This window comes from Streptomyces sp. NPDC016640 (assembly GCF_043076215.1).
In the GTDB taxonomy this organism is placed as follows: Bacteria; Actinomycetota; Actinomycetes; order Streptomycetales; family Streptomycetaceae; genus Streptomyces.
Window position 1 is genome coordinate 176,629 of the sequence record NZ_JBIBRG010000014.1, and the last position, 12,889, is coordinate 189,517.

Genomic DNA, 12,889 nt, shown 5'->3' on the forward strand with positions numbered 1-12,889 from the left:
CCCCATACGCAGGCGGACCGCCGTGTGTTCAAGGGCCTCACCACTTCCTCGCGGAATCCCGGCGACCGGAGACCGGGGGCCGGGGCCGGAAAAATCCCGAGTCCCCGCCGGACGGGGCGCGTCCGGCGGGGACTCGGGGCGGAGCGACGAAATGCGGGTGGTTCAGCTGAAGTTCACGTCACTGCACAGGAAGTACGTCTGGTCCATGTGCGAGGCCTGCCAGACCGTGTAGACGACGTGGCGGCCGCTGAGGCCGGACGTGCTCACCGGGATCGAGTAGTTCTGGCCGGGGGCGTACGCGCCGGTACGGGCCACCAGCTGCAGGTCGTCCCAGCCCAGCGCCTGGGTGGCGGGGTCGAAGCCCTGCCGGGTGACGTAGACGAGGAAGTAGTCCGCGCCGTGGCTGGCCTGGTCGTACAGCTTGACGGTGAAGTTGTCGTTCACGTTCGTGGTCTTCCAGGCGCCCACCGCGTCCAGGGAGTTGTAGCGCCCGCCCTCCGCGCGTCCGCCGCTGCACAGCTGGCCGTCGGGGACGGCGGCCTGGAAGTTGCCGGCGGAGCCATTGCGGTAGAGGCCGTTCCAGTTCCACATGGCGTTGGGGTTGTCCTGCCACGCCTGCCAGCACATGGGGTCCTGCTGCGCCATCGCCGGGTTCTGGAAGTCACTCCCCCAGCGCTGCCAGCAGCCGTAGTTGCGGGACGCGGGGTCGATCACGGAGCCGTGGGCGACGGCGGTGCCGCTCCAGGGGATCAGACAGAGCAGCGCGGCGGCGACGGCGGTCAGAACGAGCGACAGACGGGACCTGAGCCGCGATACACCATGCTCATGCCAAAACATGAGTTCCTTCTTTCCGGTGTGGGGGTGTCGGAAACGGGGGCGTGCGCCGCCCACAACGTTCATGGGAGCGCTCCCAGTGCACAGGCTGCGCCCGCGGAGCGGAGCGGGCAACACGCAAACGCGCCACTTCCGCGAGGACGTGGCGCGTTCGACGAGTTCGACGAACGGGGGCGCAGCTCCGCCGTCAGAGCCTGTCGGGATTGCCGGTCGTGCGGCCCAGACAGACGACCGAGTCGTCCATCGGCGCGTCGATCTCCTCGAAGCCCATACGGTCGTAGAAGGCCCGGGCAGGCTTGTTGGCCGTCGCCATGACGAGGTGGACGGCTGGCACTCCCCCGTCCCGCAGCGCCCGGAGGAAGGTCCGCATCAGCCGCCGGCCGTGTCCGCGCCCCTGCCACTCGGGCAGCAGGTCGATGTGGAGGTGGGCCGGCCAGGCGGCCAGCTCCGGGACGACCATCCGCTCGGGGTGGTGCAGCAGCCGGGCGATCGTCTCGTCCGGGGTGACGGGCGGCCCCGACGGCTCGGGGTGACGGCCGGCGACCAGGGGCAGCCAGGCGGCCCGGAAGGTCCGGGCGAAGCGGGCGGTGTCGGCGGTGCCGACGATGTAGCCGACCGCGCGGCCGGTGCCGTCGTCCAGCACGAAGGCCAGCTCCGGCTCCAGATGGACGTAGGGGGCCGCGAAGGTGGCGGGGAAGACGGCGGGGTCGGTGTAGTGGGGGCGGCTGTCCTGGCCGTTGTGCGCGGTGCGGACGCAGATGTCGTCGAGGGCCGGCCGGTCCTCGCGACGGTACGGGCGGATCCAGGGGGACTCGGTCATGCCGGGCATCCTGCATCTCTTGGGAGCGCTCCCACAACCCCTTTCCCTTCGCACCGGCCGTGTTCGGCTTAGTCCGCCGGTCGGTGGTTACCCGACGGCCATGAAGCTGCATATTCCTGGGCGGGACGGCCGGCGGGCCGGTGAGAGCGGGACGGACGGGCACCGTCCGGGGCACGGGACGGACGCGGCGGGCGAGCCCGGCCCCAGCGACGCGGTGGAGCGGGCGGCACCGGACACACCGGGCGCGCTACCGAAGGGGGCGTGGGGCGCGGCGCTGAAAGGCGGTCTGCGCGAGTTCAAGGACGACGAACTCACCGACCGGGCCGCCGCCCTGACGTACTACGGCGTGCTGTCGCTGTTCCCGGCCCTGCTGGTACTGGTGTCGCTGCTGGGCGTCATCGGCAGGTCCGCCACGGACCGGGTGCTGGAGAACGTCCAGCAGCTCGCTCCCGGCGCGGCCCGCGACATCATCACCCGGGCGGTGCAGCAGCTGCAGGGCAACGCGGGCATCGGCTCGGTCGTGGCGATCGTGGGTCTGGTGCTGGCCGTCTGGTCCGCGTCGGGTTACGTGGCGGCGTTCATCCGCTCGGCCAACGCGGTCTACGACATGCCCGAGGGACGCCCGGTGTGGAAGGTGCTGCCGGTGCGGCTCGGGGTGACGGTCGTGCTCATGGTGCTGGCCGTGGTCAGTGCGCTGATCGTGGTCTTCACCGGTGGGCTGGCACGGCGGGCGGGCGACGCTCTCGGCGTGGGCGACACCGCGATCACCGTGTGGTCGATCGCCAAGTGGCCGGTGCTGGTCCTCCTGGTCACCGCCATGATCGCGCTGCTGTACTGGGCGACCCCGAACGCCAAGGTCAAGGGGTTCCGGTGGATCACCCCGGGCAGCTTCCTGGCGCTGGTGATCTGGCTCGTCGCCTCCGGCGGGTTCGCCTTCTACGTCGCCAACTTCGGCTCGTACAACAAGACCTACGGCACGATGGCCGGTGTCATCGTCTTCCTGATCTGGCTGTGGATCACCAACCTGGCCATTCTGCTGGGGCTGGAGTTCGACGCGGAGATCGCCCGGCAGCGGGCCATCGCCGGGGGGCATCCGCCCGAGGCCGAGCCGTACACACAGCCGCGCGACACCCGCACCTGGGACGAGCAGGACCGGCGGCGCATGGACGAGACCTGACGGGCACCGCCCCGCGGTCTCACCGCGTCAGGCCCGCGGCGAGCGCCGCGCCGAGTTCCCGGCACCGCTCGACGGCGGCCTTGTCCGGCTCACCGGTGACGGTGACGGTGTCCGCGGCACGGCGCCAGCCGAGGCCCGTGGTGATCGCCTCGATGCCCCGTACGGCACCCGTGACGTCGTTCCCGCCGTGCACGTAGTAGCCGAAGGGCCGGCCCCTGGTGGCGTCCAGGCACGGGTAGTAGACCTGGTCGAAGAAGTGTTTGAGCGCTCCCGACATGTAGCCGAGGTTGGCGGGTGTGCCCAGGAGGTACGCGTCGGCGTCCAGGACGTCGCCGGCGGTGGCGGACAGCGCCGCGCGCCGCACCACCCGGACGTTCTCGATCTCCGGGGCGGTGGCACCGGAGAGGACGGCTTCGAACATCGCCTGGCAGTTGGGCGAGGGCGTGTGATGGACGATCAGCAGGGTCGGCACGCACCGACCCTGCCGTGCCGGGTCCCGTGTCCGCAAGCCGGGCCCCGGTCCGCGCCGCGGGCGGCGTCCCGTTGTGACGGCGGGGCGGGGAGTGGCACGATGCCCCCGCAGCGGTACGCGAGGACGGGGGTGCGTGGTGGTCGACGAGGAACACGAGTCACCGGCGGCGGCGGTGTTCGACGCGCTGGGCGGCGAGTACGAGAAGGCGTTCGCCTCCTCCTCGGCCCACCGCGCGTCGTTGGACTGGCTGCTCGCCCGGCTGGCGCCCGGCAGCCGGGTGCTGGACGTGGGCAGCGGCACGGGACGGCCCACGTCCGCCGCGCTCGCCGCGGCCGGCCACCGGGTCCTGGGCGTCGACGTGTCCCCGGTGATGGTGGAGATCGCCTCCCGGCAGGTGCCCGAGGCCGAGTTCCGGTGCGCCGATGTGCGCCGGATGCCGCTCGAGGACGGTTCGTTCGACGCGGTCTGCGTATACTTCGCGCTGCTGCAGATGACCCGGACGGAGCAGTCGGCGCTCGTGCGCCGGCTGGCCCGGACACTGCGGCCGGGCGGCCTGTTCGCGCTGGCCACCGTGCCGCTGGACGTCGAGGAGTTCGACGGGGTGTTCATGGGGCAGCCCGTGCGCGTGACCAGCTTCGCGGCCGAGGACGTCATCGCGCTCGTGCGCGGGGCGGGACTGTCGGTCCAGTCGGAGAACAGCGTCATGTTCACCCCGACCCATCCCGACGCCCGGCCGGAGCCGCAGCTGTTCCTGCACTGCCGGCGCGATCCGGCGGAACCCGGCGGCTGACGCCGGCCGCGTCGGCCGTCCGGGTGAGACGTGATCACCGTGATTGACCGGCGCGGAAGCAGGTACCCGGTCCGCGTTCCCATCGGCGAACGGAAAGCGAGGTACCTGATCCATGTCGCAGGTAGAGGAATCGATCGAGGTCGACGTCCCCGTCCGCACCGCCTACAACCAGTGGACCCAGTTCGAGAGCTTCCCGGAGTTCATGGAGGGCGTCGAACGCATCGAGCAGCGCACGGACACACTCACCCACTGGGTGACGAAGGTCGGAGGCGTGGAGCGGGAGTTCGACGCCGAGATCACCGAGCAGATCCCGGACGAGCGCGTCGCCTGGACCACGGTGAGCGGTGAGGCGAAGCAGGCCGGCGTCGTCACCTTCCACCGGGTGCGGGACACCACCACGAAGGTGATGCTGCAGATGGACTTCGACCCGCAGGGAGTGGCCGAGAGCGTCGGTGACAAGCTCGGCTTCGTCAAGCGGCAGGTCGGCGGTGACCTGAAGCGGTTCAAGACCTTCATCGAGCAGCGAGGTCTGGAGACGGGCGCCTGGCGCGGCGAGGTCTGACCGGGGCGGGGCCGTGTCCTCCGGCTCCACCCGGCATCGCCGCCGTGCCGGCCCCCGCCCGGCGCCAGGGCCCGCGCGGCACCCGCCCGTACTCCCGGGGGGTGCGCGGGCCGTCCACGGCGGCGCCCGGCCTCATTCCCCGCCGGTCCGGCGGTCCGGCACCGGACGCCGCGCAGGTCCGGCGGTCCAGTCGGCACGGGCTGAGGCGGAGCGGTCACCGCTCCGCCTCAGCCCGTCATGCGTTTCCGCCACGACGGCTCGACCCGCCGCCACTCGGCCTCCCACTCCGCGAGGCGCCGCCGCCGCATCCGGGCCCGGACGAGCCGCCCGCCGAGCAGCACCGCTCCTCCGGCGGCACCGGCGGCCGTGATCCCGGCCATGACGACCTGGAAGCCCGCCTCCGCGCCCTCGGGCGGTGCGGGGGCGAGCCGGCCCGAGGGGTCCGTCCACACGCTGAGCACGGTACCCGCCGCGCTGCCCGGTTCGACCCGTGCGCGGCCCGTGCGGCCGGTGCCGTCCGGTGCCGTCCACCGCACCTTCGCCCGAACGGCGCCGTCCCCGCCCCCGTCCCCCTCCTCCGTCACGGGCGCGGGCGGCGTGCGGGGGGCGTCCTCGGCGAGTACGGCCGGGACGGGGCGGATCCGTTCCCGGCGCTCGGCGAGCGACTCCTCCACCGCGCCGGCCGCCGTCACCCCGGAGAACACCCCGAGCAGCGGGGCGAGGACGAAGGCGGCGAGCAGCAGCCACCCCTCGGCCAGATCGCCGCGGCGGCGCAGCGGGTTCCTCCGCCACCGCCACAGCCGCCCCCCGCGGAGCCGCTCGCCCCGCGTCCTCGCCATGGCAGGTCACCTCCTCGCGCGGGTACCGGACGGCGCCCCCCGGGGTGGACCCTCGCGGCCGGGGCCGGTACGGGTGGTGCGGGCCCCGGCCGTCACGGAAGGCGGCCCGGGCGGCGGGGCGGCGGCCCGCCCCTCAGGCCGCCGGGGAGACCGGGACCACCTCGTGCTGCGGCACCCCGAGGACGACCTTGAGCGCCCCGGTCTCGGCGGCGTTGGCGAAGACGTCGTACGCCTCCTGCATCCGGTCGAGCGGGAACGTGTGGGTGACCATGCGGCGCGTGGGCAGCCGGCCGGCGGCCGCCATCCGCAGCAGGGTGGGGGTGGAATGGGTGTCGACGAGTCCGGTGGTGATGGTGACGCTCCTGGTCCACAGGTCCTCGAGGTGCAGCACGGCCGGACCGGCATGCACGCCGATGTTGGCGAGGTGTCCGCCGGGCCGCACCATGCGGGTGCACAGCTCGAAGGTCTCCGCCAGGCCCACCGCCTCGATGGCCACGTCCGCGCCGAGCCCACCGGTGAGGTCGGCGATCAGCTGCTCGGGGACCTCGCCCGCGTCGGCCACCGCCTCGGCACCGAACTCCTTGGCGGCCCGCAGCCTGGCGGCTGCCAGGTCCACGGCGACGACGCGCTCGGGGGCGACCAGGCGGGCGGTGGCGATCGCCGCCAGCCCCACGGGACCGGCGCCGACCACGACGACGGTGTCGCCGGGGCGTACCCGCCCGTTGAGGACGCCCACCTCGTAGGCGGTGGGGAAGACGTCGGCCAGCAGCACGGCGTCCTCGTCCGCGAGCCCGCCCGGCAGCGGATGCACCGAGAGGTCGGCGAAGGGGACCCGGACGTACTCGGCCTGGGTGCCGTCGACGAGGTGGCCGAGGATCCAGCCCCCGCCGCCCCGGCACTGGCCGTACATGCCCTCGCGGCAGTAGCCGCAGCGCCCGCAGGCGGAGACGCAGGAGACCAGGACGCGGTCCCCGGGACGCACGGTGCGCACCTCGCCGCCGGTCTCGACGATCTCGCCGACCGCCTCGTGGCCCAGCACGGTCCCCGGGCGGACCCCGGGCACGTCGCCCTTGAGGATGTGCAGGTCCGTCCCGCAGAGGGCGACGGCCTCCACGCGCACGATCACGTCGTCGGGTTCCTTGATGCCCGGGTCGGGGACCTCCTCCCAGGCGGAGCTCCCGGGGCCGTGGAAGACATAGCCCTTCATGCCGATCCTCACCCTTCTCGCTCGGCGGCGGGCTCCGGCACCGGGCGCGCCCGCGCCCGCCTGCGTCGGCGGAACCCGGGGGTGTGCCGGGCCGCCCTGCTCTTCCAGTCTGGGCGCCCGGCGGCGGATCCGCCGGGCGGCGCGCCCCGCCCGCACGTGGCGGCGCGCGCTTCCGCGGCCCGGTGAGGAGGTGCCCCGCGGTGTCCCCTCACGCCACCGGCCGGGCGATGCCCCGGTGCAGCAGGGGGCGCGTCCGGCGGGCGGAGTCGCCGAGCCGTACGGCGAGGCGGGTGAGGGCGTCGTAGAGGTACCGGACCGCCTCCAGGCGTTCCAGACGCGGGGCGAGGGCGGACAGGGTGATGGCCAGGGCGACGCCCAGCCAGGCGACGGGGCCGAGCGGGGTGCAGCCGAAGAAGTGGCTGACGCCGGGGGTCTGGACGAGGGCGGCGAGCACGGCCGCGGAGCCCAGGGCGGTCGCCCACACCAGGGGGCTGCGGCGGCGGCCGGAGAGGGTCTGCGCGAGCTGTGCGCCGACCACGCCGCACAGGGCCATCGTGGTCGAGCGGCGTTCGGTGCCGGGGGTGAGCCGGCCGATCAGATACGCCGTGACGGCGCCGAGGCAGGTGGTCACGCCCCTGCGCCGGATGGAGCGCAGCAGGGGCGCGCCGAGGACGTCCAGGCCCATGGGCCCGGTCGCGGCGTGCGCCGCCGTCGCCGGGTCGTCGCTCGGTGTCACCGCCACCGCCATGGCGGGGAACATGTCGGTGAGCAGGTTGACCAGCAGCAGCTGGCGGGTCGACAGCGGTGAGGAGCCGGCGAGCAGGGTGCCCAGCACGCTGAAGCCGACCTCGCCCGCGTTGCCGCCGATGAGGATGCTCACCGCGTCGGCGACGCTGCGCCACAGCGCACGGCCCTCGCCGACGGCGTCCACCAGGACGGACAGGTCGCCGGTGGTGAGCACGAGGTCGGCGGCGTTGCGGGCGGCGGCCGAGCCGCGGGACTCGATGCCGACGCCCACGTCGGCGGCGCGGATGGCGGCGGCGTCGTTGGCGCCGTCGCCCGCCATCGCCACCACCCGGCCGGCCTGCTGCAGGGCCTCCACCACGTGGAGCTTCTGTTCGGGCGCGACCCGGGCGACGACGGCGGCGCCGTGCAGGGCGCGGACCCGGTCGCTGCGGCTCATCGCGACGAGTTCGTCGCCGGTGACCACGTCGGTCTCCTCCGGCCAGCCCAGCTGCAGGGCGATGGCCCGGGCGGTCTCCGGGTGGTCGCCGGTGAGCATGACGGGCAGGATGCCGGCCCGGCGCAGTTCCGCGAGGAGTTCCCGGGAGGTGTCACGCGGCACGTCCGCCAGGGCGATCAGCCCGGCGAACTCCAGGTCCGCGAGGCCGGCGTCGAGTTCGGCCTCCGCGTCGGCCCCGCGGCACGGCCGTCGGGCGACGGCGAGGACGCGCAGCCCCTGCCCCGCCAGGGTGTGGGCCGTGCCGGCCGCGTCGCCGGGGAGGTCCCGGCAGGCGGGGAGCACCGTCTCGGGGGCGCCCTTGACGACGAGGAGTGCGCCGTCGTCCGTGTCGCCGTCCCGGCCGACGGCCGCCGCGTAGCCGCGGCTGGCCTCGAAGGCCAGTTCGCCCTCGGCGGTCCAGGCGCCGTCGGGCGGGGCGACGTCGAGGACCGCCTCGTCGGTGGCGTGCGCGACCCGGCGTCCCTCGCCGGTCTCCTCCTGGGGGCAGGCGCGCGCGGCCAGTCGTACGACGGGGACGGCCCGCTCGGCGTCCGGGGCGAGGACGGTGCCGTCCGCGGTGGCGACCCGGACCAGGCGCAGCCGGTTCTCGGTGAGGGTGCCGGTCTTGTCGAAGCAGACGGTGTCGACCCGGCCGAGCGCCTCCAGGGTGCGCGGGGTGCGGACCAGGACGCCGCGCCGGGACAGCCGGCGGGCGGCCGCCATCTGGGCCACGGTCGCGACGAGCGGCAGGCCCTCGGGGACGGCGGCGACGGCCACGGCGACACCGCCGCTGACGGCCCGCCGGACCGGGCTGCCGCGCAGCAGGGAGAGACCGGTCACCAGTGCCCCGCCGGTGAGGGTCACCGGGAGCGCCTTGCGGGTCAGTTCCTGCAGGCGTGCCTGGACGCCCGCGGGGGGCGGGGTGCGGGCGGCCAGGGCGACGGCGCGGCCGGCCTCGGTGCGGTCGCCGGTGTCCACCACGAGCGCCTCGGCCCGGCCGGCCACCACGGTGGTGCCCTCGAAGACCATGCAGGTCCGCTGGGCCACCGGCGCGCCCGGTGTCGGCTCCACGTCCTTGGTCACGGGCAGCGACTCGCCGGTGAGCGCCGACTCGTCGACCTCCAGCCCGTCCACCTCCAGCAGTCGCGCGTCCGCCGGTACGACGTCGCCGGCGCCGAGGCCGATCCGGTCCCCCGGGCGCAGCCGGGCGGCGTCGACGGTGACCGTGCGCCCGCGGGACAGCCGGCGGCGTGCCTTGGGCTGCTGTCGGGCGGCCAGGCGGGCGAGCGCCCGTTCGGCGCGCAGCCGCTGGAGGCCGCCCGTCACCGCGTTGAGGTCCATGGCGCCGACGACGAGCAGGGCGTCGACGAGCGAGCCGAGCAGCGCGGAGGCGACCGCCCCGGTGGCCAGGACGGGGGTGAGCGGGTCGTCGAGTTCGCGGCGGACGGCTCCGGCCGCCTGCCAGGTCCAGCGGGCGGGCGCGGCCACGGGCGTACGGGTGAGCCGGGCCGCCCGCTGCCGGGAGCGGTCGGCGAGCAGGGCGAGTCCGCGGGGTTCGGCGTCGGTGCGGGTGTCGCGCAGCAGCTGCCGGGCCTCGTGCGGTTCCAGGGCGTGCCAGGGCACGTGCAGCCGGGGCTCGGGCGGCGTGGCCCGGGTCACGTGCAGGGCCTCGGTCCAGCCGGTGAGCAGGGCGCCCACCGCTGCGACGTTCACGGGGGCGTGGCGGGTGAGCCGCCGCCACAGCCGCCCGCCGGGGGTTCCGCCGCGGGCCACCATGAGACCGGACAGGGCGGCGCCCGAGCGGGCCAGGGTCTGCGAGCGGCGGCCGACCCGGCGGGCCGCCGGAATCGCCGTCAGCAGCCGCCAGACGTCGGAGAGTCCGCCCGGGGCGAGGGCGTCGGCGCCCCAGGCGATCGCCGAGCGGGTGTCGGTGAGGGCGATCGCGACGTCTCCGGCGGGCAGGCCGGCCGCCACGTCGTCGTCCCCGGGCGCGGCCACGCGGGCGACGCTGACGACGATGTGCCCGTCGATCTGCAGCGCCCGTACGACATCGCCGAAGGGCAGGTCGGCGGGGGCGACCTCGTCGGCGAGACGGGTGATGTCCTTCAGGTCGGAGCCGCCGGTGATCACGACGTGCAGCCCGGCCCGGCGGGCCGCGTCGAGGACCGCCTCGGCGCGGGGATCGACGGGGTCCTCGAACAGGGCGGGCGCGCCGTCGCGGCCGGCGGTGGGCCGCGGGTGGGCGCGCAGGGCGTCGGCGTGCAGGACCAGGGAGTCGGCGATCTCCAGCTGGCGCAGCCGGTCCATGCTGCGCACCAGTACGCCGGAGCGGGCGAGATGGGTGCCGAGGACCGCGTCGAAGGCGGCGGGGCCGTAGCGGGCCGCCTTGGGGGATCCGGCCAGGACGGCTTCGGCCGCCTCGGCGGTGCTGTGCGTGACGAGGAGGGTGGCGGCGGCGCCCGCGACGCTGCCGGTGCCGGCGTGGGCCGCGTACGCCTGGGCGGGCGTGACCCGCAGGGGCGGCCGGGTGTCGCCCGGGCAGGGGATGCTGGCGCGTTGTTCGAGGCAGACGGTGTCGTGCAGGGCCTCGAAGGCCGCGGCGCGGGCCGCCGCCTCGGTCAGCTGGCCGGTGCGCACCACTCCGTCGAGCACGAGGGAGACCGGGGACTGTCCGGCGCCGTGCGTGGCGGCGTTGACGGCGGCGAGGAGGAGTTCCATGCCGCTGCTGCCGAACCGCTGCCGCAGCAGTGCGCGGAAGCGGGGGTTCTCGCGCAGCAGGGTGACGACGGCGGTGACCGCCTTGGGACTGCGGGGCAGCCGCAGTGACCTGGCGGTCAGGGCGCCGGCCGTGCCCGCCGCGTCCAGCAGCAGCGCGGTGGCGGCGACCCGCACCTCGCGGGGGTCGCCGGGGTGGGCGCTGCCGGCCTCGTCCTGCGGGCCGGCGTCCTCGGTCAGTCCGAGGCGGGCGGCGAGCGCGACGGCGTGATCGGTCACGCGGTCACCGGCCGCGTCCGTCACGGCGGTCACCACGAGGCGGGACAGCCCTTCGTCCCAGTACGCCGTCAGCACGTCGGGATGGTCCAGCAGTTCGGCGGCGACCTTGCGGGCGAGCGGTCCCGCGGCGCGTTCCGGGTGCCGCAGGGCGAGGTGGACGCGTCGTCCGGCCCGCCAGTGCAGGCCGCCCGCGAGGGCGCCCCGGGCGACGTGGCCCAGGCGGCGCGTCGTGTCGTGCACGGACGTCATGCCTTGTGCGGTGGAGCGGGCGGCGCCTGCGGCGGCTCCCGCCACGGCCCCGGCCAGGGGTGCGGCGTCGAATCGTGTGAGCATCTCGGGGTGTCCCGTACTCGTGGGGGGGTCAGCCGGGGTGCCGGTCGCCGCGCGGCCGGCCGGGGGCACCGTCGTGGTCGTGGTGCGCGGTGGCCTCGGCGACCTGCTTGAGGGCCGAGGCGGTGGCGGTGTCGCCCACCTTGGCGGGCTGCTCGTGTACGTGGTGTTCGGTCTGGTCGGTCCGGTGGCGGGAGGGGGCGAGCCGGTCACCGGGGCCGGCGGGCGGCCGGGCCGCGTGGGCGTCCGGTGCGCCGCCGTCGGTCCGCGCCTCGCGCCGGCCGTTCTCCCCGGCCGGTGACCGGGTGGCCGGTTCCTCGCCCGGCCGCTCCCCGGGGCGTGACTGGGTGAGCCAGGCGACGGCCGCGCCGGTCAGCGCCACCGGCCATTCGACGAGGCCGACGAGGCCGAGCACCCCGGCTCCGGTGTAGACGGCCATCCGGCGCCCGCGCGGGGACACCGCGCCGATCGCGTCCAGGGTGCCGTCGGCGACCCTGCCCACCTGCTTGGCGCCCGGCACATGCCGCAGGCCCGAGGCGACGGCCCGCAGGGGCTGCGGAAGATCCGGCGAACGAGGCGTGTCCTGCTCCATGGCGACCTCCACAACCGCGTCCCTTTGGGGGGCACTCATCGGTTTACCTGGCTTTTGCCCCATATTCAACCGCGATCGGCTCGCGCGCTCTTCTTGTACGCCCGAGCCGGTCCGGCGAGAGGGCGGTTCCGGGTCGGGCGGTGCCCAGCGCGCCGCGCAGGACGCCGCCCGCCTGCTCGTCGACCACGTCGCGGAGCGCTGACCGGGCACCGCGCGCCTTTCGCACGTGTCCGTGTCGGACCGGACGCGCCGGGTACTAGCCGGGTACCAGGTGCAGGCGACAGACACACAGGCCCGTCGGGCGGGGGAAGCGGGCAGCGGCCCCGCCGGACCGCCCGGCCGGCGAAGGGAGTGGTCATGACGGAGAACGGCGAGGACGCCACGCTCGTCCGGCGCCCGGGCAGCCCAGGCCTCCGCCTGGCCCCGGACGCACCGGGGCAGGCGCCACCGCTGGACGTGCGGTCCGGGCCACTGTCCGAGGACGGTGAGGCGGACCTGCCCCGCGACCGCAACCAGGCGATCCTGGAGGCGGCCAAGCAGGTCGGCGCGGTGCTGAAGCGGGGCGGGCACCTCTTCGCCCTGGCCGGCAGCGTCGCCGTCTACGCCCAGGGCGGCAGCGGCAACCTCCAGCACGACGTCGACTTCTGCGTCCGTCCGGAGGACGCGGAATCCGTGGCCGCCACGCTGCGCGAGGCCGGGCTGACGGTCTACACCCCGCCGGAGGACTGGCTGATCAAGGCCACGTGCTTCGGCCAGGACGTGGACCTGATCTTCGAGCTGGCGCACCGGCCCGTCTCCACCGAGATGCTCCACCGGGCGCAGGAACTGCCGGTGGAGTCGGTGCGCATGCCGGTCCTCGCGCCCACCGATCTGCTGTCCGGTCTGATCGGCGCCTTCTCGGAGCACCACTGCGACTTCGGCGCGGTGCTGCCCATCGCCCGCGCCCTGCGCGAGAAGGTCGACTGGGACCGGGTGCGGCGCGAGAGCGGGGACGAGCCCATGCCCGCCGCCTTCTTCTTCCTCCTGGAACGCCTCAACGTCATCTGAACG

At 75.1% G+C, this 12,889-nt stretch carries 11 protein-coding genes; 4 read left to right on the top strand and 7 right to left on the bottom strand.

Annotated features, from left to right (window positions below):
* Positions 1 to 162: 162 nt before the first annotated feature.
* Positions 163 to 837, bottom strand: coding sequence for a lytic polysaccharide monooxygenase (locus tag ACF07S_RS26265; RefSeq protein ID WP_391965846.1), 675 nt, complete (start codon positions 835 to 837; stop codon positions 163 to 165).
* A 184-nt stretch (positions 838 to 1,021) separates the two neighbouring features.
* Positions 1,022 to 1,654, bottom strand: coding sequence for a GNAT family N-acetyltransferase (locus tag ACF07S_RS26270; RefSeq protein ID WP_391975255.1), 633 nt, complete (start codon positions 1,652 to 1,654; stop codon positions 1,022 to 1,024).
* Positions 1,655 to 1,754: 100 nt separating this feature from the next.
* Here ACF07S_RS26270 and ACF07S_RS26275 point away from each other — a divergent pair, with 100 nt between their 5' ends.
* Positions 1,755 to 2,831 carry a YhjD/YihY/BrkB family envelope integrity protein gene (locus ACF07S_RS26275; protein WP_391965844.1) on the top strand — a complete coding sequence of 359 codons (1,077 nt, stop codon included), beginning with the start codon at positions 1,755 to 1,757 and terminating at the stop codon, positions 2,829 to 2,831.
* A gap of 19 nt (positions 2,832 to 2,850) precedes the next feature.
* Here ACF07S_RS26275 and ACF07S_RS26280 read toward each other — a convergent pair whose 3' ends face one another.
* A complete protein-coding gene (locus ACF07S_RS26280) occupies positions 2,851 to 3,303 on the bottom strand; it encodes a flavodoxin family protein (RefSeq protein WP_391965843.1) in 453 nt (150 codons plus the stop codon).
* 136 nt (positions 3,304 to 3,439) lie between these two features.
* On the opposite strand from ACF07S_RS26280, the gene ACF07S_RS26285 reads away from it, so the two are divergent.
* Positions 3,440 to 4,093 (top strand): methyltransferase domain-containing protein, encoded by a 654-nt coding sequence (locus ACF07S_RS26285; protein ID WP_391975289.1) that lies wholly within the window; start codon positions 3,440 to 3,442, stop codon positions 4,091 to 4,093.
* Positions 4,094 to 4,205: 112 nt separating this feature from the next.
* Positions 4,206 to 4,655, top strand: a complete 450-nt coding sequence (locus ACF07S_RS26290) for an SRPBCC family protein (RefSeq protein WP_391975256.1) — start codon at positions 4,206 to 4,208, stop codon at positions 4,653 to 4,655.
* A gap of 227 nt (positions 4,656 to 4,882) precedes the next feature.
* Here ACF07S_RS26290 and ACF07S_RS26295 read toward each other — a convergent pair whose 3' ends face one another.
* From ACF07S_RS26295 to ACF07S_RS26310, 4 genes are all read right to left on the bottom strand, one after another.
* Positions 4,883 to 5,494 (bottom strand): hypothetical protein, encoded by a 612-nt coding sequence (locus ACF07S_RS26295; RefSeq protein WP_391975257.1) that lies wholly within the window; start codon positions 5,492 to 5,494, stop codon positions 4,883 to 4,885.
* A 133-nt stretch (positions 5,495 to 5,627) separates the two neighbouring features.
* Complete coding sequence (locus ACF07S_RS26300) at positions 5,628 to 6,701, bottom strand: alcohol dehydrogenase catalytic domain-containing protein (RefSeq protein WP_391965840.1); 1,074 nt, start codon at positions 6,699 to 6,701, stop codon at positions 5,628 to 5,630.
* Positions 6,702 to 6,909: 208 nt separating this feature from the next.
* The gene (locus ACF07S_RS26305) at positions 6,910 to 11,250 is read right to left on the bottom strand and encodes an HAD-IC family P-type ATPase (protein ID WP_391975258.1); all 4,341 of its coding nucleotides are present in this window, start codon (positions 11,248 to 11,250) and stop codon (positions 6,910 to 6,912) included.
* Positions 11,251 to 11,278: 28 nt separating this feature from the next.
* A complete protein-coding gene (locus tag ACF07S_RS26310) occupies positions 11,279 to 11,878 on the bottom strand; it encodes a hypothetical protein (RefSeq protein ID WP_391975259.1) in 600 nt (199 codons plus the stop codon).
* 318 nt (positions 11,879 to 12,196) lie between these two features.
* On the opposite strand from ACF07S_RS26310, the gene ACF07S_RS26315 reads away from it, so the two are divergent.
* Positions 12,197 to 12,886, top strand: a complete 690-nt coding sequence (locus ACF07S_RS26315) for a nucleotidyltransferase family protein (RefSeq protein ID WP_391965837.1) — start codon at positions 12,197 to 12,199, stop codon at positions 12,884 to 12,886.
* Positions 12,887 to 12,889: the final 3 nt, after the last annotated feature.

What these genes read in the sequence shown, in the direction of transcription:
- ACF07S_RS26265 (WP_391965846.1), bottom strand. Translation starts at nt 837, where the DNA reads ATGTTTTGGCATGAGCATGGTGTATCGCGGCTCAGGTCCCGTCTGTCG.
- ACF07S_RS26270 (WP_391975255.1), bottom strand. Translation starts at nt 1,654, where the DNA reads ATGACCGAGTCCCCCTGGATCCGCCCGTACCGTCGCGAGGACCGGCCG.
- ACF07S_RS26275 (WP_391965844.1), top strand. Translation starts at nt 1,755, where the DNA reads ATGAAGCTGCATATTCCTGGGCGGGACGGCCGGCGGGCCGGTGAGAGC.
- ACF07S_RS26290 (WP_391975256.1), top strand. Translation starts at nt 4,206, where the DNA reads ATGTCGCAGGTAGAGGAATCGATCGAGGTCGACGTCCCCGTCCGCACC.
- ACF07S_RS26295 (WP_391975257.1), bottom strand. Translation starts at nt 5,494, where the DNA reads ATGGCGAGGACGCGGGGCGAGCGGCTCCGCGGGGGGCGGCTGTGGCGG.
- ACF07S_RS26300 (WP_391965840.1), bottom strand. Translation starts at nt 6,701, where the DNA reads ATGAAGGGCTATGTCTTCCACGGCCCCGGGAGCTCCGCCTGGGAGGAG.
- ACF07S_RS26305 (WP_391975258.1), bottom strand. Translation starts at nt 11,250, where the DNA reads ATGCTCACACGATTCGACGCCGCACCCCTGGCCGGGGCCGTGGCGGGA.
- ACF07S_RS26310 (WP_391975259.1), bottom strand. Translation starts at nt 11,878, where the DNA reads ATGAGTGCCCCCCAAAGGGACGCGGTTGTGGAGGTCGCCATGGAGCAG.
- ACF07S_RS26315 (WP_391965837.1), top strand. Translation starts at nt 12,197, where the DNA reads ATGACGGAGAACGGCGAGGACGCCACGCTCGTCCGGCGCCCGGGCAGC.